Annotated in this window: 26 protein-coding genes and 1 riboswitch; of the genes, 24 read left to right on the top strand and 2 right to left on the bottom strand. The window is 43.7% G+C overall.

All coding sequences use genetic code 11. The features are described from left to right. Position 1: 1 nt before the first annotated feature. The 19 genes from fadE (at position 2) to glxB (ending at position 14472) form a co-directional block, all read left to right on the top strand. The gene (gene fadE / locus AC0OMA_RS16630) at positions 2–1786 is read left to right on the top strand and encodes an acyl-CoA dehydrogenase FadE (protein ID WP_181220114.1); all 1785 of its coding nucleotides are present in this window, start codon (positions 2–4) and stop codon (positions 1784–1786) included. Positions 1787–1896: 110 nt separating this feature from the next. Beyond that, complete coding sequence (locus AC0OMA_RS16625) at positions 1897–2253, top strand: arsenate reductase family protein (protein ID WP_003222779.1); 357 nt, start codon at positions 1897–1899, stop codon at positions 2251–2253. Between the two features lie 66 nt (positions 2254–2319). Beyond that, positions 2320–2703 carry a glycine cleavage system protein GcvH gene (gene gcvH, locus AC0OMA_RS16620; protein WP_003222781.1) on the top strand — a complete coding sequence of 128 codons (384 nt, stop codon included), beginning with the start codon at positions 2320–2322 and terminating at the stop codon, positions 2701–2703. A gap of 55 nt (positions 2704–2758) precedes the next feature. Next, entirely contained in the window at positions 2759–2995 is a 237-nt protein-coding gene (locus AC0OMA_RS16615; RefSeq protein ID WP_003228581.1) for a YusG family protein, read from the top strand. A gap of 77 nt (positions 2996–3072) precedes the next feature. Further along, positions 3073–3435, top strand: coding sequence for a toprim domain-containing protein (locus AC0OMA_RS16610; protein ID WP_015483668.1), 363 nt, complete (start codon positions 3073–3075; stop codon positions 3433–3435). 1 nt (position 3436) lies between these two features. Beyond that, entirely contained in the window at positions 3437–3757 is a 321-nt protein-coding gene (locus AC0OMA_RS16605) for a thioredoxin family protein (protein ID WP_181220113.1), read from the top strand. Between the two features lie 106 nt (positions 3758–3863). Next, on the top strand, positions 3864–4208 hold the full coding sequence (locus AC0OMA_RS16600) for an SCP2 sterol-binding domain-containing protein (protein ID WP_003228587.1): 345 nt from the start codon (positions 3864–3866) through the stop codon (positions 4206–4208). A gap of 114 nt (positions 4209–4322) precedes the next feature. Further along, positions 4323–4431: riboswitch (SAM riboswitch) on the top strand. A gap of 106 nt (positions 4432–4537) precedes the next feature. Further along, positions 4538–5563, top strand: a complete 1026-nt coding sequence (gene metN, locus AC0OMA_RS16595) for a methionine ABC transporter ATP-binding protein MetN (protein WP_003242531.1) — start codon at positions 4538–4540, stop codon at positions 5561–5563. After that, positions 5556–6224 (top strand): methionine ABC transporter permease MetP, encoded by a 669-nt coding sequence (metP, locus tag AC0OMA_RS16590; protein WP_047183148.1) that lies wholly within the window; start codon positions 5556–5558, stop codon positions 6222–6224. The genes metN and metP overlap by 8 nt, the downstream gene beginning before the upstream one ends. Before the next feature lie 13 nt (positions 6225–6237). Further along, complete coding sequence (metQ, locus tag AC0OMA_RS16585; RefSeq protein ID WP_032722486.1) at positions 6238–7062, top strand: methionine ABC transporter substrate-binding lipoprotein MetQ; 825 nt, start codon at positions 6238–6240, stop codon at positions 7060–7062. 285 nt (positions 7063–7347) lie between these two features. After that, positions 7348–7725: a carboxymuconolactone decarboxylase family protein gene (locus tag AC0OMA_RS16580; RefSeq protein ID WP_014477920.1), complete on the top strand. Its 378-nt coding sequence runs from the start codon at positions 7348–7350 to the stop codon at positions 7723–7725. Positions 7726–7918: 193 nt separating this feature from the next. After that, positions 7919–8056, top strand: a complete 138-nt coding sequence (locus AC0OMA_RS16575; RefSeq protein WP_014665305.1) for a YuzK family famiily protein — start codon at positions 7919–7921, stop codon at positions 8054–8056. 193 nt (positions 8057–8249) lie between these two features. Next, on the top strand, positions 8250–9035 hold the full coding sequence (gene sufC / locus AC0OMA_RS16570) for a Fe-S cluster assembly ATPase SufC (protein ID WP_003151872.1): 786 nt from the start codon (positions 8250–8252) through the stop codon (positions 9033–9035). A gap of 17 nt (positions 9036–9052) precedes the next feature. After that, positions 9053–10366 (top strand): Fe-S cluster assembly protein SufD, encoded by a 1314-nt coding sequence (sufD, locus tag AC0OMA_RS16565; RefSeq protein ID WP_014477917.1) that lies wholly within the window; start codon positions 9053–9055, stop codon positions 10364–10366. Then, entirely contained in the window at positions 10366–11586 is a 1221-nt protein-coding gene (sufS, locus tag AC0OMA_RS16560; protein ID WP_003228604.1) for a cysteine desulfurase SufS, read from the top strand. The genes sufD and sufS overlap by 1 nt, the downstream gene beginning before the upstream one ends. Continuing rightward, positions 11576–12019 carry a Fe-S cluster assembly sulfur transfer protein SufU gene (sufU, locus tag AC0OMA_RS16555; protein WP_003222809.1) on the top strand — a complete coding sequence of 148 codons (444 nt, stop codon included), beginning with the start codon at positions 11576–11578 and terminating at the stop codon, positions 12017–12019. The genes sufS and sufU overlap by 11 nt, the downstream gene beginning before the upstream one ends. Positions 12020–12039: 20 nt before the next feature. Further along, entirely contained in the window at positions 12040–13437 is a 1398-nt protein-coding gene (gene sufB, locus AC0OMA_RS16550; RefSeq protein WP_003228608.1) for a Fe-S cluster assembly protein SufB, read from the top strand. Between the two features lie 263 nt (positions 13438–13700). Beyond that, positions 13701–13979, top strand: a complete 279-nt coding sequence (locus AC0OMA_RS16545) for an ArsR/SmtB family transcription factor (protein WP_015251274.1) — start codon at positions 13701–13703, stop codon at positions 13977–13979. Positions 13980–14088: 109 nt separating this feature from the next. Beyond that, positions 14089–14472 carry a methylglyoxalase gene (gene glxB, locus AC0OMA_RS16540; RefSeq protein ID WP_063334628.1) on the top strand — a complete coding sequence of 128 codons (384 nt, stop codon included), beginning with the start codon at positions 14089–14091 and terminating at the stop codon, positions 14470–14472. Positions 14473–14535: 63 nt separating this feature from the next. Here the strand turns inward: glxB and AC0OMA_RS16535 are convergent, their stop codons facing one another. After that, on the bottom strand, positions 14536–14808 hold the full coding sequence (locus AC0OMA_RS16535; protein ID WP_181220112.1) for a hypothetical protein: 273 nt from the start codon (positions 14806–14808) through the stop codon (positions 14536–14538). Continuing rightward, entirely contained in the window at positions 14808–14954 is a 147-nt protein-coding gene (sspG, locus tag AC0OMA_RS16530; protein WP_015384584.1) for an acid-soluble spore protein SspG, read from the bottom strand. The genes AC0OMA_RS16535 and sspG overlap by 1 nt, the downstream gene beginning before the upstream one ends. Positions 14955–15112: 158 nt before the next feature. Between sspG and AC0OMA_RS16525 the strand changes: the two genes are divergently transcribed. The 5 genes from AC0OMA_RS16525 (at position 15113) to AC0OMA_RS16505 (ending at position 20195) form a co-directional block, all read left to right on the top strand. Next, positions 15113–16231, top strand: a complete 1119-nt coding sequence (locus AC0OMA_RS16525; RefSeq protein WP_181220111.1) for an NAD(P)/FAD-dependent oxidoreductase — start codon at positions 15113–15115, stop codon at positions 16229–16231. A gap of 102 nt (positions 16232–16333) precedes the next feature. Further along, the gene (locus AC0OMA_RS16520) at positions 16334–16708 is read left to right on the top strand and encodes a nucleotide excision repair endonuclease (protein ID WP_015384582.1); all 375 of its coding nucleotides are present in this window, start codon (positions 16334–16336) and stop codon (positions 16706–16708) included. Positions 16709–16923: 215 nt separating this feature from the next. Further along, positions 16924–17910, top strand: coding sequence for a fructosamine deglycase FrlB (gene frlB, locus AC0OMA_RS16515; RefSeq protein WP_181220110.1), 987 nt, complete (start codon positions 16924–16926; stop codon positions 17908–17910). An 80-nt stretch (positions 17911–17990) separates the two neighbouring features. Then, positions 17991–19259: an ABC transporter substrate-binding protein gene (locus tag AC0OMA_RS16510; protein WP_474222270.1), complete on the top strand. Its 1269-nt coding sequence runs from the start codon at positions 17991–17993 to the stop codon at positions 19257–19259. A 57-nt stretch (positions 19260–19316) separates the two neighbouring features. Continuing rightward, entirely contained in the window at positions 19317–20195 is an 879-nt protein-coding gene (locus AC0OMA_RS16505) for a carbohydrate ABC transporter permease (RefSeq protein WP_014477910.1), read from the top strand.

Here is a 20195-nt window from a genome sequence, read left to right as displayed (position 1 = left end):
AATGGCAAAAAAAGCGGCTGAAGTACAAAAAGGCGGCGGATTTTTAATCGAGGATGTCACATACGATCAAATGTATACACCGGAGGATTTCACTGACGAGCATAAAATGATTGCGAAAACAACAGAGGATTACATCGAGCAAGATGTTCTTCCTCATATAGATGATATCGAAAACCATCAATTCGAGCATTCTGTCAGACTGTTGAAGAAAGCGGGCGAACTAGGGCTGCTTGGCGCCGATGTGCCGGAAGAATACGGAGGACTCGGCCTAGATAAAATCAGCTCGGCACTCATCACTGAGAAATTTTCGCGTGCGGGAAGCTTTTCTCTTTCTTATGGCGCGCATGTCGGTATCGGTTCCTTGCCGATCGTCTTTTTCGGGTCAGAAGAACAAAAGAAAAAATATTTGCCTGGACTCGCTTCAGGCGAAAAGATCGCCGCTTATGCTCTGACTGAGCCTGGCTCTGGGTCTGATGCACTTGGAGCAAAAACAACAGCTGTGCTGAATGAAGCAGGAACCCATTATGTATTAACAGGGGAAAAACAGTGGATTACCAACTCTGCTTTTGCCGATGTATTTGTGGTTTACGCCAAGGTAGACGGCGACAAGTTTTCAGCCTTTATTGTAGAAAAAGAGTTCCCGGGTGTCTCGACGGGGCCGGAAGAGAAGAAAATGGGAATTAAGGGATCATCGACAAGAACCCTCATTCTGGATCAAGCTGAAGTGCCAAAGGAAAACCTGCTTGGAGAAATCGGCAAAGGGCATGTCATCGCCTTTAATATTTTAAACATCGGCCGTTACAAACTGGCGGTTGGCACAATCGGCGCATCTAAACGCGTCATCGAGCTGTCTGCGGCATACGCAAATCAGCGCCGCCAATTTAAAACGCCGATTGCTGGTTTTTCATTGACACAGGAAAAAATCGGGACAATGGCCTCAAGGCTGTATGCGATGGAAAGCTCTGTATACAGAACCGTCGGGCTGTTTGAAGACAATATGAGCCAGTTCACGGCCGAAGATCTCAAGGACGGCCGGCAAATTGCCAAATCAATTGCGGAATACGCCATCGAATGCTCTCTGAATAAGGTATTCGGCTCTGAAACGCTTGATTATATCGTTGATGAAGGCGTGCAGATTCATGGAGGCTACGGCTTTATGCAGGAATACGAAGTAGAAAGGGCCTATAGGGATTCAAGGATCAATCGGATTTTTGAAGGCACAAACGAAATCAACCGGTTAATCGTGCCAAGCACCTTCCTGAAAAAATCGTTTAAAGGCGAGCTACCTTTATTCGAAAAAGCGCAGTCGCTGCAGGAAGAACTCATGATGCTTATGCCTGAAGAGCCTGGAAGCGGCGTCTTAGAGCAGGAGAAATATATCGTCAAGCAAGCCAAAAAAATTGCGTTGTTTGCTGCCGGCCTAGCCGCGCAAAAATACGGAAAAGCGATCGATCGTGAGCAAGAAATTCTCGTGAACGTAGCGGATATCGTCAGCAATGTATACGCAATGGAATCAGCCGTGCTCAGAACGGAAAAGGCCATTGCCGCACAAGGCGCTGAAAAAGCAGCGCAAAAGGTGCTGTACACAGAAATTTTCGTTCAAGAGGCCTTTAACGAAATTGAAGCGCATGCGAAGGAATCCCTTATCGCAATGGAAGAAGGAGATTCACTCCGCATGATGCTTTCCGCTCTGCGCAAGCTGACACGCGTAACGCCTAAAAACGTGATTCAGAAAAAACGCGAGGCGGCGGCAGGCATTTTTGAGGCTGAGAAATATATTGTCTGATTGGCCATGAGCTCCGCATGCGCGGAGCTCTTTTTTAAGAAGCACTGTTTTAGGTTTTTAAAACAAACTGTGTTAAAATAACCTCGATTATTTTATTGAGGGGGAAGAAGATGTCGTTAACTTTTTACTGGTACCCTAAATGCGGAACGTGCCGCAAAGCAAAGAAGTGGCTTGAAGAGCATGGGAAAGAAATAAACGAAATACATATTGCTGAGCAGCCGCCAAGCAAAGAAGAATTAAAAGCGCTTTATGAAAAAAGCGGGCTGGATCTCAAGAAATTTTTCAACACGAGCGGCATGAAATACCGCGAGCTCAATCTCAAGGAAAAGCTGTATCACATGTCAGAGGACGAACAGCTCGAGCTGCTGGCTTCAGATGGTATGCTGATTAAACGCCCGCTTACAACAGACGGCGAAAAAGTGACTGTCGGATTTAAAGAAGACCAATTTGAAGAAAACTGGGCTTAATGTAAATTTTTTTTGAAAAGTGTGGTATCTTCTAATTATAGTGCTGTAAAAAATGGAGGGATTCAATTGAGCATACCAAAAGATTTGCGTTACTCAGGAGAACACGAGTGGGTAAAAGTTGAAGGAGAAAAAGCCAGAATCGGAATTACGCATTTTGCCCAGTCCGAACTAGGCGACATCGTGTTTGTCGAACTTCCTGAAGTGGGCGCTGAAATCAAAGCGGACGAGCCATTCGGCAGTGTTGAATCCGTTAAAACGGTATCTGAGCTTTATGCACCGATTAACGGAACAGTTGTGGAAGTAAACGAAGATCTTGATGACAGTCCGGAATTCGTCAACGAATCTCCGTACGAAAAAGCATGGATGATCGTCGTTGAGCCATCTGACGCTTCTGAAATTGAAAAACTGATGACAGCAGAGCAATACGAAGAGATGACACAAGAAGACTAAAACAGGATAGCCGTAAAAGCAATTGGACACGCTAACGTTATGGGAGGTGTCCAATATGGCTTTCGACAAACAAAAGCTCGATGTCACCAATGACGTGACAGGCCGCTTTCAAAATGGCCGGCTCTCGTTATATCATGATAATGAGATGATCGGCCAAATGACAAGCATGAATGAATATGAGCTTAAGTCCGGTTATTCCTTTGAAAATGAGAAATTTTATAAGACAGCCGATGTGGTCTCTGGAGACGACGCAAAATATGTAGATTGTGACTACGAAAACGGCTGGTGTTAATGTTGGCGGTGAATTTCACTGCCTTCTTTTACAATCTGAACGTTTCAAATTTGACGCGGCAGGTGAACAAGATGAAGATGGATGAGCTGGAAAAGGTTATGATTGTCGAGGGGAAATCAGATAAAGAGAAAATCGAAAGCGTCCTGAATGAGCCGGTGCGCATTATCTGCACAAACGGAACAATCAGCCAGCTGAGGCTTGAGGAATTGGCTGACGAGCTTTATGATAAAGACGTCTATATATTAGTTGATGCTGATGAATCAGGTGAGAAATTGAGAAAACAGCTGAAGCGTGAATTTAATGAAGCCTGCCATCTCCATATCGACAGAGCCTATAAGGAAGTAGCGGCTGCGCCCAGGCACCATGTCGCCTCTGTATTGCTGCGTGCGAATCTGAATGTCCATACTATTTTTCTTGAAAGAAAGTCCCGAGGTGTATAGCATGAAAGAACTCCAAGAACACGAACTTGACCACATTGAAGATGATGTGTACCTTCTATATTTATATACTCCGTTTTGCGGCACCTGCCAGCTTGCAAGCAAAATGCTGACAGTGGTGAAAGAAATGCTGCCTGATGTCGCCTTCTATCAAAACAATGTCAATTACTCTCCGACATTCGCAAAAGCGTATCAAATTGAAAGCGTCCCTTGTTTTCTGCTGTTTAAAGGCGGAAAGATGGTCGAAAGAGGATATGCATTTTATTCCGTTTCTTATTTATATGAGCTGATCAAACAAAAATCATCTTCCGCATCCCATTTATGACATATTTCTCAGCATATCCAATGAAATTGTCGTTCGTTTTATAAAGGGGTTCTTGCGACAAAGAGAGAAATGTGTATGTATGACCAACAAATAGGAGGTTGTACATATGGAGAAAGCGGAAGTTTTAGAAGATGAGTATCAGCATCTGTTTTTAAAACCCCTTTTGAATGCCTCAACATTGCTCATTACCTTCCAAGGAGAAGCAGAAGCCTTAACCGTCTCAATAAACGAACAGGGAGAAATGAAAAAAGTTTCCCCGCCCCAAACGTCCAACCTGACCTTTTACGGAAACCAAACAGAAATTATTGATTTATTGCACGGAGACATTTCCCTTCAGCACCTGATTCAGAGCGGAAGCCTCAAAGTAAAGGGATCATTCAGGGCCCTGTTAAAACTGGAAGCCATTCTCTGGCTGACAAATGGATTTTTTCAGAGGATTTTAAAAAATTAAAAAATAATAAATTATTATAATAGTAAAAGTTGACATCATTTATTTTATTGACATTTAATCATTCGCCGTGCTATTCTACATTAAGAATTTCCGGACGAAAAAGACTATATATTTCTCTTATCAAGAGAGGTGGAGGGAAGTGCCCTATGAAGCCCGGCAACCATCAACGCTGTTGAAATGGTGCCAATTCACACGAAGCGTTCAGCGCTTTGAAAGATGAGAGAAAGGCATTTTATATAAGCCTTTCTGCTCAAGTGTGCAGAAAGGCTTTTCTTTTGCAGAAAAAAACCGGAAGATTTCTTAGAATAGTGTTAAGGCAGGTGATTGCTTTGATCAATCTTCAGGATGTTTCAAAAGTTTACAAGTCGAAACATGGAGATGTCAATGCTGTCCAAAATGTCTCGCTTTCCATTAAAAAAGGTGAGATTTTTGGAATTATAGGATATAGCGGAGCTGGTAAAAGTTCCTTAATCCGTCTGCTGAACGGCCTTGAGAAACCAACCTCAGGAACCGTGGAAGTGGCGGGAACCAAGATTAATGAAGTAAATGGACGCGGTTTAAGAAAAGCACGCCATGAGATCAGTATGATTTTCCAGCATTTCAATTTGCTTTGGTCGCGGACTGTCAGAGATAATATCATGTTTCCTTTGGAAATTGCCGGGGTGAAAAAGAGCGAGCGGATCAAGCGCGCCAATGAACTAATTAAACTGGTAGGTTTAGAAGGAAAAGAAAAATCTTATCCGTCTCAGCTGAGCGGCGGGCAGAAGCAGCGTGTCGGAATTGCCAGAGCGCTTGCAAACAATCCGAAGGTTCTCCTTTGTGACGAAGCGACATCAGCATTAGATCCGCAAACGACAGATTCAATTCTGGATCTATTGTCCGATATTAATGAAAGACTCGGTTTGACGATTGTGCTGATTACGCACGAAATGCATGTCATCCGCAAAATCTGCAACAGAGTCGCCGTCATGGAAAACGGCAAGGTGGTCGAAGAAGGCGAGGTTCTCGATGTCTTTAAAAATCCAAAGGAACAAATGACAAAACGATTTGTTCAACAGGTGACAGAGCCGGAAGAAACGAAAGAGACGCTTCAGCATCTTCTTGATGATACAGCATCAGGAAAAATGGTTCAGCTCACATTTGTCGGTGAGTCAGCTGAACAGCCTCTGATTACAGAGATGATCAGAAACTTCAATGTCAGCGTCAATATTCTGCAAGGGAAAATTTCGCAGACGAAGGATGGGGCTTACGGTTCACTGTTCATCCACATTGACGGAGACGAGGAAGAAGTGCAAAACGTGATCCGATTCATTAATGACAAACAGGTGAAAGCAGAGGTGATCACGAATGTTTGAAAAATACTTCCCGAACGTTGATTTAACTGAATTATGGAACGCGACATATGAAACACTTTATATGACGCTGATTTCTTTACTGTTTGCTTTTGTCATCGGGGTCATCCTCGGCTTGCTGCTCTTTCTGACGAGCAAAGGAAGCCTCTGGCAGAATAAAGCGGTCAACTCTGTGATTTCGGCCGTTGTTAACATATTCAGATCGATTCCGTTCCTTATTTTAATTATTTTACTATTAGGTTTTACGAAATTTTTAGTCGGCACGATCTTAGGGCCAAACGCCGCATTGCCGGCGCTGGTAATCGGCTCGGCACCATTTTACGCGCGCCTTGTTGAAATCGCGCTGCGTGAGGTGGATAAAGGTGTGATTGAAGCCGCTAAATCAATGGGCGCGAAAACGTCTACGATTATTTTCAAAGTGCTGATTCCGGAATCAATGCCTGCTCTTATTTCTGGCATTACGGTTACTGCCATCGCTTTGATCGGCTCAACGGCAATTGCCGGAGCCATTGGTTCAGGAGGCCTTGGAAACCTTGCGTACGTAGAAGGATATCAGTCTAATAACGCTGATGTTACCTTCGTTGCTACTGTGTTTATTTTAATCATCGTGTTTATTATTCAAATCATCGGTGATCTAATAACAAATATTATAGACAAACGATAAGGGAGGATTTACATTGAAAAAGCTATTTTTGGGTGCATTACTGCTTGTATTTGCAGGAGTTATGGCTGCCTGCGGTTCGAATAACGGCGCTGAATCCGGCAAGAAAGAAATTGTCGTTGCGGCAACGAAAACACCGCATGCGGAAATTTTAAAAGAAGCTGAACCATTGCTGAAAGAAAAAGGCTATACGCTGAAAGTGAAAGTGCTTAGTGATTACAAAATGTACAATAAAGCTTTAGCTGATAAAGAAGTGGACGCGAACTACTTCCAGCACATTCCTTACCTTGAGCAAGAAATGAAAGAAAACACAGATTACAAACTTGTGAATGCCGGTGCTGTTCACTTAGAGCCATTCGGTATTTACTCTAAAACATACAAATCGCTGAAAGACCTTCCAGACGGTGCGACAATCATTCTGACAAACAACGTTGCTGAACAAGGCCGTATGCTTGCAATGCTTGAAAACGCTGGATTAATCACTCTTGATTCTAAGGTGGAAACAGTTGACGCAACATTGAAAGACATTAAGAAAAACCCGAAAAACCTTGAATTCAAAAAAGTAGCGCCTGAATTAACGGCAAAAGCATATGAAAACAAAGAAGGAGACGCGGCCTTCATCAATGTAAACTATGCGATCCAAAATAAATTAAATCCTAAAAAAGATGCAATTGAAGTAGAATCAACGAAAAACAACCCATACGCTAACATCATCGCAGTAAGAAAAGGCGAAGAAGATTCTGCAAAAATCAAAGCGCTGATGGAAGTTCTTCACTCTAAAAAGATCAAAGACTTCATCGAGAAAAAATACGACGGAGCTGTGCTTCCTGTATCTGAATAACACTGAAACCCCGGATGAGAAATCCGGGGTTCAATTATTGACAAAGCCCTAAAACGATATTCGTTTTAGGGCTTTGTCATCTTTTCAGCGTGATTGAAAACCCTTGAAGTCTAGGAAGGCCGAGCATTGGAGCGGAGCGAATGTTGTAATTCGTGAGCACCAACGCGCAGGTCTGACAACGAATGCGAGGGTTTGCTGACACGGTGAAATCCCGGATGAGAATTCCGGGGTTTTTTTCGCGTATTTTCCTAAAAGCTGTTCATAATAAAAAGGAATGTTAAACAGATGGAGGGATTTTCTTTGAATCAAGACAGAGGAAGCATGCAGGACGCGCTAAAACAATATAAACATGGTTTAGGCACATTTGAACAAAAGATGCCCCTGATGGGAAGAAAATTTAACGAATTTACTGAACAGTGCTTTGCCGGGAATTCTCTGACTGAAAGAGAAAAACAGCTGATCGCCCTCGGAATTGCCATCAATGCTCAGGACGAATATTGCATGATCTATCATACAAAAGGCTGTCTTGATCAGGGAGCGACAGAAGAAAACATTCTCGAAGCTGTCAGTGTGGCAGCGGCATTTGGAGGCGGCGCGGCTTTCAGCCAAGGCGTGACAGTCGTTCAACAGTGCATTGAGGAATTCGGAAACACCACGCATTAAGAGAAGGAATATTCCGAAAAACCATTCTCATTTGATCTGAAAGGATGCTTTCGTCTCATCTGCCGCTATTTCACGCCATATCGTTTTTGCGGCATCCAACGCAGCACTGGTACAATAAAAAGCAAATATATGAAGGGATTGATTCATTATTTGCAGCAGCCAGGACAGACTGAACCTCGATTATACGTCAGAAATGGAAAAAGCGATGCAGCTGTCACATGGAATTGGATACGAGGAATACGGACGCCGGCTGGAAACAAGAATGAAAGTAGAGCGGCAGAGAGAGCTTGATTATCAAAAAAGCAAGCGGATTTCTGCGGGCGCTTATTGAGAAAATCAATCTTTTAAAAAAGGGTGGGAATCCACTCTTTTTCTTTTTCAATCGCTTTAATAAAGTGCCGATCTTTGTTAAACTTGAGGAATGTGCGAGGCACGATAAAAAGTTGTATTTACTTTTCATTTGTTATAAAATTAGAATGAGAATAAAATGAGAATAATGATTATATATTTTTGGAGGTATAGATATGGCTGCTTCAACATTAACGATCAAAGATCTTCACGTTGAAATCGAAGGAAAAGAGATCTTAAAGGGTGTAAACCTTGAAATAAAAGGTGGAGAATTCCACGCAGTAATGGGCCCGAACGGAACTGGTAAATCCACTTTATCAGCTGCTATTATGGGGCATCCTAAATATGAAGTAACAAAAGGCAGCATCACGCTTGACGGCAAAGATGTACTGGAGATGGAAGTGGACGAGCGTGCGCAGGCAGGCTTATTCCTTGCGATGCAGTACCCAAGTGAAATCAGCGGTGTGACAAATGCCGACTTCCTTCGCTCAGCAATCAACGCGCGCAGAGAAGAAGGCGATGAAATTTCTCTTATGAAATTCATCCGCAAAATGGACGAAAACATGGAGTTCCTTGAAATGGACCCTGAAATGGCTCAGCGCTATCTTAACGAAGGTTTCTCAGGCGGGGAGAAAAAACGCAACGAAATCCTTCAATTAATGATGATTGAACCGAAAATCGCCATCCTTGATGAAATCGACTCAGGTCTTGATATTGACGCTTTGAAAGTTGTATCTAAAGGAATCAACAAAATGCGCAGCGAAAACTTCGGCTGCCTGATGATCACTCACTATCAGCGCCTGTTAAACTACATCACTCCGGATGTTGTTCACGTTATGATGCAAGGCCGCGTTGTAAAATCCGGCGGTGCAGAGCTTGCACAGCGTCTTGAAGCAGAAGGTTATGACTGGATCAAACAAGAACTTGGCATTGAAGACGAAACTGTTGGCCAAGAAGCGTAAGCGTTAGGGGGATTAATATGACACTAGGTACAAAACTATCCGTAGATCAGGAGTATCTCAAAAGCTTTTCCGAAAAGCACCAAGAACCTGCCTGGCTGAAGAACCTGCGCTTACAGGCTCTTGAACAAGCTGAGGATCTGCCGATGCCGAAACCTGACAAAACAAAAATCACAAACTGGAACTTCACGAATTTCGCGAAGCATACAGTTGATAACGAACCGCTTTCTTCATTAGAAGATTTGACTGATGAAGTGAAAGCGCTGATCGACGTTGAAAACGAAGATAAAACATTATACGTACAGCGTGACCAGACGCCGGCACATCTTTCTCTTTCTCAAGAATTGAAAGACAAAGGCGTCATCTTCACTGATATTCTGACTGCTGCACGTGAGCACAGCGACTTGGTGGAGAAATACTTTATGAAGGATGGCGTGAAGGTTGACGAACATAAGTTAACTGCACTTCACGCGGCTCTTGTTAACGGAGGAGCATTCCTTTATGTTCCGAAAAATGTTCAGGTGGAGACGCCGGTTCAGGCTGTTTATGTTCACGAAAGCAATGATACAGCTCTATTCAACCACGTGCTGATTGTGGCTGAAGACCACAGCTCTGTAACATATGTAGAAAACTACATCAGCACTGTAAACCCGAAAGACGCTGTCTTCAATATTATCAGTGAGGTCATCACAGGTGATAATGCCAGCGTGACATACGGTGCGGTGGATAATCTGTCAAGCGGTGTGACAACTTATGTGAACCGCCGCGGTGCTGCGCGCGGACGCGACAGCAAAATCGAGTGGGCTCTTGGCCTGATGAACGACGGCGACACGATTTCCGAAAACACAACAAATCTTTACGGTGACGGCACATACGGCGATACGAAAACGGTTGTTGTCGGAAGAGGAGAGCAAACAGAAAACTTCACAACACAAATCATCCATTTCGGTAAAGCTTCTGAAGGCTATATCTTGAAGCACGGTGTGATGAAGGATTCCGCTTCTTCTATCTTTAACGGAATCGGCAAAATCGAACATGGCGCTTCTAAAGCGAATGCGGAGCAAGAATCACGCGTGCTGATGCTCAGCGAAAAAGCACGCGGAGACGCAAACCCTATTCTTTTAATTGACGAAGACGATGTAACTGCAGGACATGCGGCATCTGTCGGCCGTGTGGACCCTATTCAGCTTTACTACCTGATGAGCCGCGGAATTCCGAAAGAAGAAGCAGAACGCTTAGTCATTTACGGATTCCTTGCACCGGTAGTAAATGAACTTCCGATTGAAGGCGTTAAGAAACAATTAGTTTCTGTTATCGAAAGGAAAGTGAAGTAATGAATATCACAGATATTCGTGAACAGTTCCCGATCCTTCATCAGCAAGTGAACGGACATGATCTCGTTTATCTCGACAGCGCGGCGACTTCCCAGAAGCCGCGTGCTGTCATTGAAACACTGGATAAGTATTATAACCAATACAATTCCAATGTTCACCGGGGCGTCCATACACTTGGAACCAGAGCGACAGATGGTTATGAAGGAGCGCGTGAAAAAGTCCGCAAGTTTATTAACGCGAAGTCAATGGCTGAGATTATTTTCACAAAAGGCACGACCACATCACTGAATATGGTGGCGTTAAGCTATGCGCGCGCCAACCTGAAACCTGGTGATGAAGTGGTCATCACCTACATGGAGCATCATGCGAATATCATTCCGTGGCAGCAGGCTGTAAAAGCAACTGGCGCCACATTAAAATACATTCCGCTGCAGGAAGACGGAACGATTTCTTTAGAAGACGTCAGAGAAACGGTCACAAGCAACACAAAAATTGTTGCGGTGTCTCATGTATCTAATGTTCTCGGCACGGTCAACCCGATTAAAGAAATGGCGAAAATCGCTCATGACAATGGGGCTGTCATTGTGGTGGACGGTGCACAAAGCACGCCTCACATGAAAATTGACGTGCAGGATCTCGATTGCGACTTCTTTGCGCTTTCTTCCCATAAAATGTGCGGACCTACCGGTGTTGGTGTGCTGTACGGAAAGAAAGCCCTGCTGGAAAACATGGAGCCTGCCGAATTCGGCGGTGAAATGATCGACTTTGTCGGGCTTTATGAATCAACTTGGAAAGAGCTTCCGTGGAAATTCGAAGCGGGTACGCCGATTATTGCAGGAGCAATCGGCCTCGGTGCCGCCATTGATTTTCTCGAAGAAATCGGCCTTGATGAGATTTCCCGCCATGAGCACAAGCTTGCAGCTTATGCGCTTGAACGCTTCCGCCAGCTTGACGGCGTAACGGTTTACGGGCCGGAAGAGCGTGCCGGGCTTGTCACATTTAACCTTGATGATGTTCATCCGCACGATGTGGCGACTGTGCTTGATGCGGAGGGAATCGCAGTCAGAGCCGGCCACCATTGTGCGCAGCCGCTGATGAAATGGCTGGATGTAACTGCTACTGCAAGAGCAAGCTTTTATCTGTATAATACAGAGGAAGAGATTGATAAGCTTGTGGAAGCTCTTCAAAAGACAAAGGAGTATTTTACAAATGTCTTTTAATGCAAACTTAGATACATTGTACAGACAGGTGATTATGGATCATTACAAAAACCCGCGAAATAAAGGGGTTTTGAATGACAGCATTGTCGTGGATATGAACAATCCGACATGCGGCGACCGCATCAGACTGACAATGAAGCTTGACGGAGACATCGTGGAAGATGCGAAATTTGAAGGGGAAGGCTGTTCCATTTCAATGGCATCCGCTTCGATGATGACTCAGGCGATTAAAGGGAAAGATATTGAAACTGCCCTTTCCATGTCTAAGATTTTCTCGGATATGATGCAAGGGAAAGAGTATGATGATTCTATAGATCTCGGGGATATTGAAGCCCTTCAAGGCGTTTCAAAATTCCCGGCCCGTATCAAATGTGCAACCCTGTCATGGAAAGCACTTGAAAAAGGAGTCGCGAAAGAAGAAGGCGGCAATTAAAAGGATTGGAGTGAAAATGGATGGCTAAAAAAATGCCTGATATTGGTGAATACAAGTATGGTTTTCACGACAAGGACGTTTCCATTTTCCGTTCAGAGCGCGGATTGACAAAAGAAATCGTAGAAGAAATCTCTCGCATGAAAGAAGAGCCTCAATGGATGCTTGACTTCCGCTTGAAATCACTTGAGCATTTCTACAACATGCCGATGCCTCAATGGGGCGGAGATTTAAACTCACTGAACTTTGACGAAATTACGTACTACGTAAAACCGTCTGAGCGTTCAGAGCGTTCTTGGGATGAAGTTCCTGAAGAAATTAAGCAAACATTCGACAAGCTCGGTATTCCTGAAGCTGAACAAAAATACCTTGCGGGTGTTTCTGCTCAGTACGAATCTGAGGTTGTATACCACAATATGAAAGAAGATCTTGAAGCGCAAGGCATCGTCTTTAAAGACACTGACAGCGCGCTGAAAGAGAATGAAGATATTTTCCGTGAGCACTGGGCAAAAGTAATCCCGCCGACTGATAACAAGTTTGCGGCGCTTAACTCAGCTGTTTGGTCCGGCGGATCTTTCATCTACGTGCCTAAAGGCGTGAAGGTTGAAACACCGCTTCAAGCTTACTTCCGTATCAACTCTGAGAACATGGGTCAGTTCGAACGTACACTGATCATTGTTGACGAAGAAGCAAGCGTTCATTATGTTGAAGGCTGTACTGCGCCTGTTTACACAACAAACTCACTTCACAGTGCGGTCGTTGAGATCATCGTGAAAAAAGGCGGCTACTGCCGTTATACAACGATCCAAAACTGGGCGAACAACGTTTACAACCTTGTAACAAAGCGTACAGTCTGTGAAGAAAACGCAACAATGGAATGGATCGACGGCAACATCGGTTCTAAGCTGACAATGAAATATCCGGCTTGTATCCTAAAAGGCGAAGGCGCGCGCGGTATGACGCTTTCTATCGCTCTTGCGGGTAAAGGCCAGCATCAGGATGCAGGTGCGAAAATGATTCACCTTGCACCAAACACATCATCTACAATCGTATCAAAATCGATTTCAAAACAGGGCGGAAAAGTAACGTACCGCGGAATCGTCCACTTCGGACGCAAAGCGGAAGGCGCCCGCTCTAACATCGAGTGCGATACGCTCATTATGGATAACAAATCAACTTCAGACACAATTCCTTACAATGAAATCTTAAATGATAACATTTCATTGGAGCACGAAGCGAAAGTGTCTAAAGTATCTGAAGAGCAGCTCTTCTACTTGATGAGCCGCGGTATTTCTGAAGAAGAAGCAACTGAAATGATCGTAATGGGCTTTATCGAGCCATTCACAAAAGAGCTTCCAATGGAATACGCAGTTGAAATGAACCGTTTGATTAAGTTCGAAATGGAAGGTTCTATTGGTTAATGATGAAAACTCCTTTGTTTATCAAGGGGTTTAGAGATAGTTTTTAAAATGGCCGGCGTGCCGAATTTGATTGTAGAAGACGAACTTTTGAAGTTCGTCTTCTTTTATTTTTCAGAGACATATCCACTGTTATTTTAATGGTTTTAATTCCTTATCGATTAGAATATTTCAGACCTGCGCCGGATAGGTTCAGTTTCTATATCACGCAATCATACAGTTGCTTATACTTGACATGCAACCAATGAGTTGCTTATACTCAATATATGAATTGGAACAAAGACGCTATATTCAAAGCACTCGGCGATTCGACTCGGCGGCTTATATTAGACGAATTATCTGAACGCAACGAGCTGACGTTGTATGAACTTACGATACGTCTTATTACAAAGTACGACCTTTCTATTACGCGACAGGCGATAGCTAAACACCTTTCTGTACTGGAGGATGCAGGACTCGTAACATCAAAACGAAAGGGAAAATATCGAGTACTTATATTCAACAACGAACCGCTTAAAAATTTGCTGAAAGGATGGATAGAGTAATTTTATAAAACCAGTACTGAGTTTCTTACAAATGTTGGTTTGTTTTGCTTGAAGCCGGATTGTTTGCACAGTACCATGCACCATAAATATCAAAGGAGGCAACAACAATATGAAAATCATTGTGACTAGTATATTCGTGCAAGATCAAGACAAGGCACTGAAGTTCTATACAGAAAAACTGGGGTTTGTAAAAAAGGAGGATGTTCCCATGGGGAAATTCAGGTGGATAACGCTTGTTTCTCCAGATGATCAAGACGGAACCGAGCTTTTACTCGAACCGAATGAACATCCTGCCGCCAAGGAGTATCAAAAGAAGATATTCTCCGAAGGCCTCCCGGCCACAATGTTTGGCGTTGCAGATATTCAAAAAGAGTACAACCGATTAAAGGAAAAAGGCGTGACGTTTACGATGGAACCGACAAAAATGGGCGAAGTCACAATAGCTGTCTTCGACGATACATGCGGTAACCTTATTCAAATTGTACAGAAGTAACCGATTCAGTCGCGTCCTTTTTGTATGCAGAAGAAAAACCGCTGGCCGAGGGGCCGCGGTTTTTTACTCTTCTTCTGTCTCTTGATTGATAATTTGCTTTACAGATGTTTTGCTGTTATCCCTGTTCATCTCTCGCAATTGAGTATAAGCCATATCGAATTCCTCTTTTGTCATCTGCTTTGCGGCTAATGCGGAGCATAATATAGCAAAAGCAATTGGCATTGTATCAATGTGGATGTCGATATGGACCTCTGAGTTGCCGCTGTTTTTGATAACAGATTCAGTAGTGGGTATCTCTTGAGTATGTCTGTTGAGAGGAATGATGTTTTCGTTCATTAGTCTTCTCCGTCTTGTGACTGCGCCTGTGCCTGATCCTGATCTGTATTCACGTTGACCACGACTTTTGCATTACCGCTGTTTTGGACTTTTGCGACTGCCGCATCGCGTCTGTTTTCTTCATTTTCATGACGATTTTCGCTCATGGTATCATCCTTTCTCTATTGATAGTGACAGGATATTCGATAGGAGAGTAAAGAGATTGGACGAACTTCGCGGTTTTTCCACATTAGGGCAAAAGGTCGAAGGAAAGCATTTGATTTGGTAAAATGAATAGACATTATAATAGAAAAGGTGTTTGCATATGAAATCGTACATCATCGTCGGCGCAGGGATTCTGGGCGCGTCGACGGCTTATCATCTCGCAAAATCAGGCGCTCGCGTTACTGTCATTGATCGGAAAGAGCCGGGACAAGCGACAGATGCGGCGGCAGGAATCGTCTGTCCTTGGCTCTCGCAGCGCCGTAATCAGGATTGGTACCAGCTTGCTAAGGGGGGAGCACGGTACTATAAGGATTTAATCCATCAATTGGAAAAAGACGGTGAAACGGATACAGGATACAAACGTGTCGGTGCCATCAGCATTCATACTGATGCGTCTAAACTCGATAAAATGGAGGAAAGGGCATATAAGAGACGGGAGGATGCGCCGGAAATCGGCGACATTACCCGCTTGTCTGCAAGTGAAACGAAAAAGCTGTTTCCGATTTTAGCTGACGGCTATGAATCGGTTCACATCAGCGGTGCCGCCCGTGTGAACGGAAGAGCGCTGTGCCGGTCGCTTTTAAGCGCTGCAGAGAAACGCGGCGCAACAGTCATCAAAGGAAATGCGTCTTTGCTTTTTGAAAACGGAACAGTCACCGGCGTGCAAACTGATGCAAAGCAGTTTGCGGCTGACGCGGTCATTGTGACGGCGGGAGCATGGGCCAATGAGATATTGAAGTCTCTTGGCATTCATTTTCAAGTGTCATTTCAAAAAGCGCAGATTATGCATTTTGAAATGACAGATGCAGATACAGGATCGTGGCCGGTTGTAATGCCGCCGAGTGATCAATACATTCTTTCGTTTGATAACGGCAGAATTGTAGCCGGCGCCACACACGAAAACGATGCCGGTCTTGATGATCTTCGTGTGACAGCCGGAGGCCAGCACGAAGTATTGAGTAAAGCGTTAGCCGTTGCACCGGGTCTTGCTGATGCGGCTGCTGTTGAAACAAGAGTGGGCTTCAGGCCGTTTACACCGGGATTTCTGCCGGTCGTAGGGGCCGTGCCGAATGTTCAAGGCCTGTACGCTGCAAACGGTTTGGGTGCTTCTGGACTGACGATGGGGCCGTTCTTGGGTGCAGAGCTCGCAAAGCTAGTTCTCGGAAAGCAGACAGAATTAGACCTTAGTCCTTATAATCCAGCCGGAGCACTTGCATAATAAGTAAGAGCATAACAAACAAATATAATAAAGCTGTTCTAGCTTTTCTTTTCTGTATGTGTTAGCATTTATCTTTAATGAAAAAGAGGACGTGAACTGATTTTGATAAAAATTGATATACCCGCACCGAATGTCACCATCACTGAACGACAGCAGTCAGCTAATGATAACGAGCCGAAAATAAAGGCGATTTACGGCTTCATTGACTTTCACCAGATCCCAAGGGACAAAGGCGGCATTTTTATGTTTTACAACATTCATGACGAGCTGCTGTTTGTCGGTAAAGCTAGAAAGTTAAGACAGAGAATTAAGAAGCATTTCGAAGACACTGTTTCACCGATCAAACATCACAGAGATGAAGTATATAAAATTGAGGTATGTGTAGTTGATGATCCAATGGAAAGAGAGATTTACGAAACATATATCATCAATACACAGCAATCGAAGTACAATATAGACAAGGTATTTTTTAAATAAGACGTCAGTCTGCGGATTGAACAGCGAAGCCAGAGCTTAAGTCAAGTTCTGGCTTTTGATTTGGGCATTTTTTCGCTTATAGACCCTTTGTCTATCATTTGAATAAATTATTGAGAAATTTCAGAAAATAATGTTGACAATCCTACCCGCGGACTTTAATATAACAATATATAATGTTATATAACGTTATATAATAAAAAAGGGGAGTGAAGGATTTGAGTCAGGCCACAGCAAAAGTAAATCGTGAGGTTCAAGCTTTCTTGCAGGATTTGAAAGGGAAAACCATTGATCATGTATTCTTTGTCGCATGCGGAGGGTCTTCTGCCATTATGTATCCGAGTAAGTATGTGTTTGACAGAGAGTCAAAATCAATAAACTCCGACCTCTACAGCGCCAACGAATTTATTCAGCGCAACCCTGTTCAGCTTGGTGAAAAGTCTCTTGTTATTTTGTGCTCGCATTCGGGAAATACCCCGGAGACAGTCAAAGCTGCTGCGTTTGCAAGGGGCAAGGGCGCACTTACGATTGCGATGACGTTTAAACCGGAGTCTCCTTTAGCGCAGGAAGCGCAATATGTTGCCCAGTACGATTGGGGTGATGAGGCGCTTGCGATCAATACAAACTATGGCGTTTTGTATCAAATCGTTTTTGGAACCCTGCAAGTATTAGAAAACAATACGAAATTCCAACAAGCAATTGAAGGCTTAGATCAATTGCAGGCTGTATATGAAAAAGCCCTTAAGCAGGAAGCTGACAACGCCAAGCAATTTGCAAAAGCCCATGAAAAAGAAAGCATTATTTATACCATGGCAAGCGGTGCAAACTACGGTGTCGCTTACTCCTACAGCATCTGCATTCTCATGGAAATGCAATGGATTCATTCCCACGCCATTCATGCAGGAGAATATTTTCACGGACCGTTTGAAATTATTGATGAATCCGTGCCGTTTATCATCCTGCTCGGTTTAGATGAAACAAGACCTCTTGAAGAGCGGGCGCTTACCTTCTCGAAAAAGTATGGCAAAAAGCTCACTGTGCTTGATGCTTCATCTTACGACTTCACTGCAATTGACGATTCAGTTAAAGGCTATCTTGCTCCGCTCGTTCTCAATCGTGTGCTGAGAAGCTATGCAGACGAGCTGGCAGAGGCGAGAAATCATCCTTTATCTCATAGAAGATACATGTGGAAAGTTGAGTATTGATCTGAAAATGAGGAACCATTATGCATTAGACTATAATGTTATATAACATTATAGTCTAATGTCCAGAGGAGGCCAACCCTTTGAAGAAAATGTTGTTGTTCTTGATCATTGCAGCTGTCAGTATGTTCACCATTGCAGGCTGTTCGAGCCAAAGCAGTTCAGCGGACGGAAAGGTGATATTGAAATTTTTCCACAGATGGCCGAAGGAGCCGGAAAAAAGTTATTTTGAAGAGGTTGTTAAGGAATTTGAAAAAGAACACCCAGATATCGATATTCAAATTGAAGCCGTTTTAAATGACTCCTATAAAGATAAAATTAAGGTCATGCTGGGAACCACCAGCCCTCCTGACATTTACTTCTCTTGGAGCGATGAGTTTGCTTTTAAATTTATCAGAGGCAATAAAGCACTTGATCTCTCGTCCTACTACAAAAATGACATCGATTGGTCATCACAGCTCGTTCAATCGCAAATTACACCATTTACTTATGAAAACAAGCAATATGGCGTGCCGTGGCAAATGGACGCTAAATCATTCTTCTATAATAAAGACATTTTCCAAAAGCTGAATCTTGATCCCCCGAAGACGTGGGATGAATTAATCGATGTGTCAAAAAAGCTGAAAGAACATGGCTACACACCGATCAGCTTCGGAACAAAGGCGACTTGGACAATCTCGCACTATATCGGCACGCTTAATCAGCGGATGGTCGATGAAAAAACACGGGAAAAGGACTATAACGCCAAAACGGGTGAATTTACTGATGAAGGCTATGTAAAAGCACTTGAAAAGCTTCAAGAGCTGATGCCTTACTTTAATAAACATGTAAACTCCGTCGACCACGAATATGTGAGACAGCAATTTAAGAGCGGAAAGTCGGCGATGATATATGCGGAAACAGCGGAAATCAAGCTGGTTGAACCGGTTAATCTCGGGATGTTCCCATTTCCTGAAATCAGCGGGCAGAAAGGATCTTCAGAAGCGTTAACGGGAGCGCCGGAAGGATTCATGATTTCCTCAAGAACAAAACATCCGAAGGAAGCGATGGAATTTTTGCAGTTCTTGACGTCGAAAAAAATGGGCGAAAAGCTCGTGAAAGATGTCGGGAAATACAGTGCAGTGCAAGGTACTGCTACTGAAGAAAATGCAACAGCCATACAGCGTGAAGCCGTTCAGCATATTGTTGATGCCAAATCAATGGTTCCATGGTTTGATATGGATGTCGATGTTGAAGTCGCAGATGCGTACCTAACGGGCGTCCAGCAAATGCTTGGCGGCGACATGACACCGCAGCAGGTGATGAAAGCCGTTCAAAAGGCAGCAAAGCAGGTGAGGGCGTCAGCTGAATAAATCAAAGAAAAGGTGAAGCTTCGCACCTTTTCTTTTTATAAAGGAGATGAGATACCCTTGGTCAATCAGAATAAAATAATCCCCTATTTGTTTTTGGTGCCCGCTCTCGTTTTTTTACTTTTCGTTTATATCCCGATTTTTGAGAATGTATTCCTCAGCCTGTTTCAGTGGAGCTCATTTTCTCCGGAAAAAACGTTTATCGGCTTAAAAAACTATGTTGAATTATTTCATGATCCTGTCTTTTATCAGGCACTTACCAATAATGTGCTTTATGCAGTGATCTCAATTGTATGCCAGGTATTTGGCGGTTTGATTTTGGCGGCGGTGCTTGAGGATAAGCTGGTCAGAAAATGGTCGCCGTTTTTTCGTACCGTTTTCTTTTTGCCGGTTGTCATCTCAATGACTGTGATCGCGCTTTTGTTTGATTTTATTTACAATCCGGAGACAGGGCTTTTGAATCAGCTGCTTCAGGCCATCGGTCTTGATCAGCTGACGAGGGCCTGGCTCGGGGATGACAGCACAGCTATGCTTTCTGTCATTTTTGTGTCCCAGTGGCAATCTGTCGGTTATATTGCGATGCTGTACATCGTGTCGATTCAAAAAATACCGGATGAACTGTATGAAGCGGCCCGGCTTGACGGCGCTGGTAAAATTCAGCAGTTTTTTCATATTACTGTTCCCCAGACGAAAGAGATGTCTTTTGTTGCGGTGGTCATGACGCTGACCGGGGCCTTTACGGTCTTTAATGAGCCGTACATTTTGACAGGCGGCGGGCCGGGAAACGCGTCAGAAGTCTTGAGCACGTTTTTATATAAAAGCGCCTTTACAAAGGATATGATGGGCTACGCCTCAGCGATTGCCACTGTCGTGTTAATCATTACGCTTGCATTATCGCTCATGCAAATGAAGTTCTTTAAAACCGGAAAGGAGGAGTAA

It is taken from the genome of Bacillus sp. AMCV2, assembly GCF_056033925.1.
This window is presented reverse-complemented; position numbering and strand designations above follow the sequence as displayed.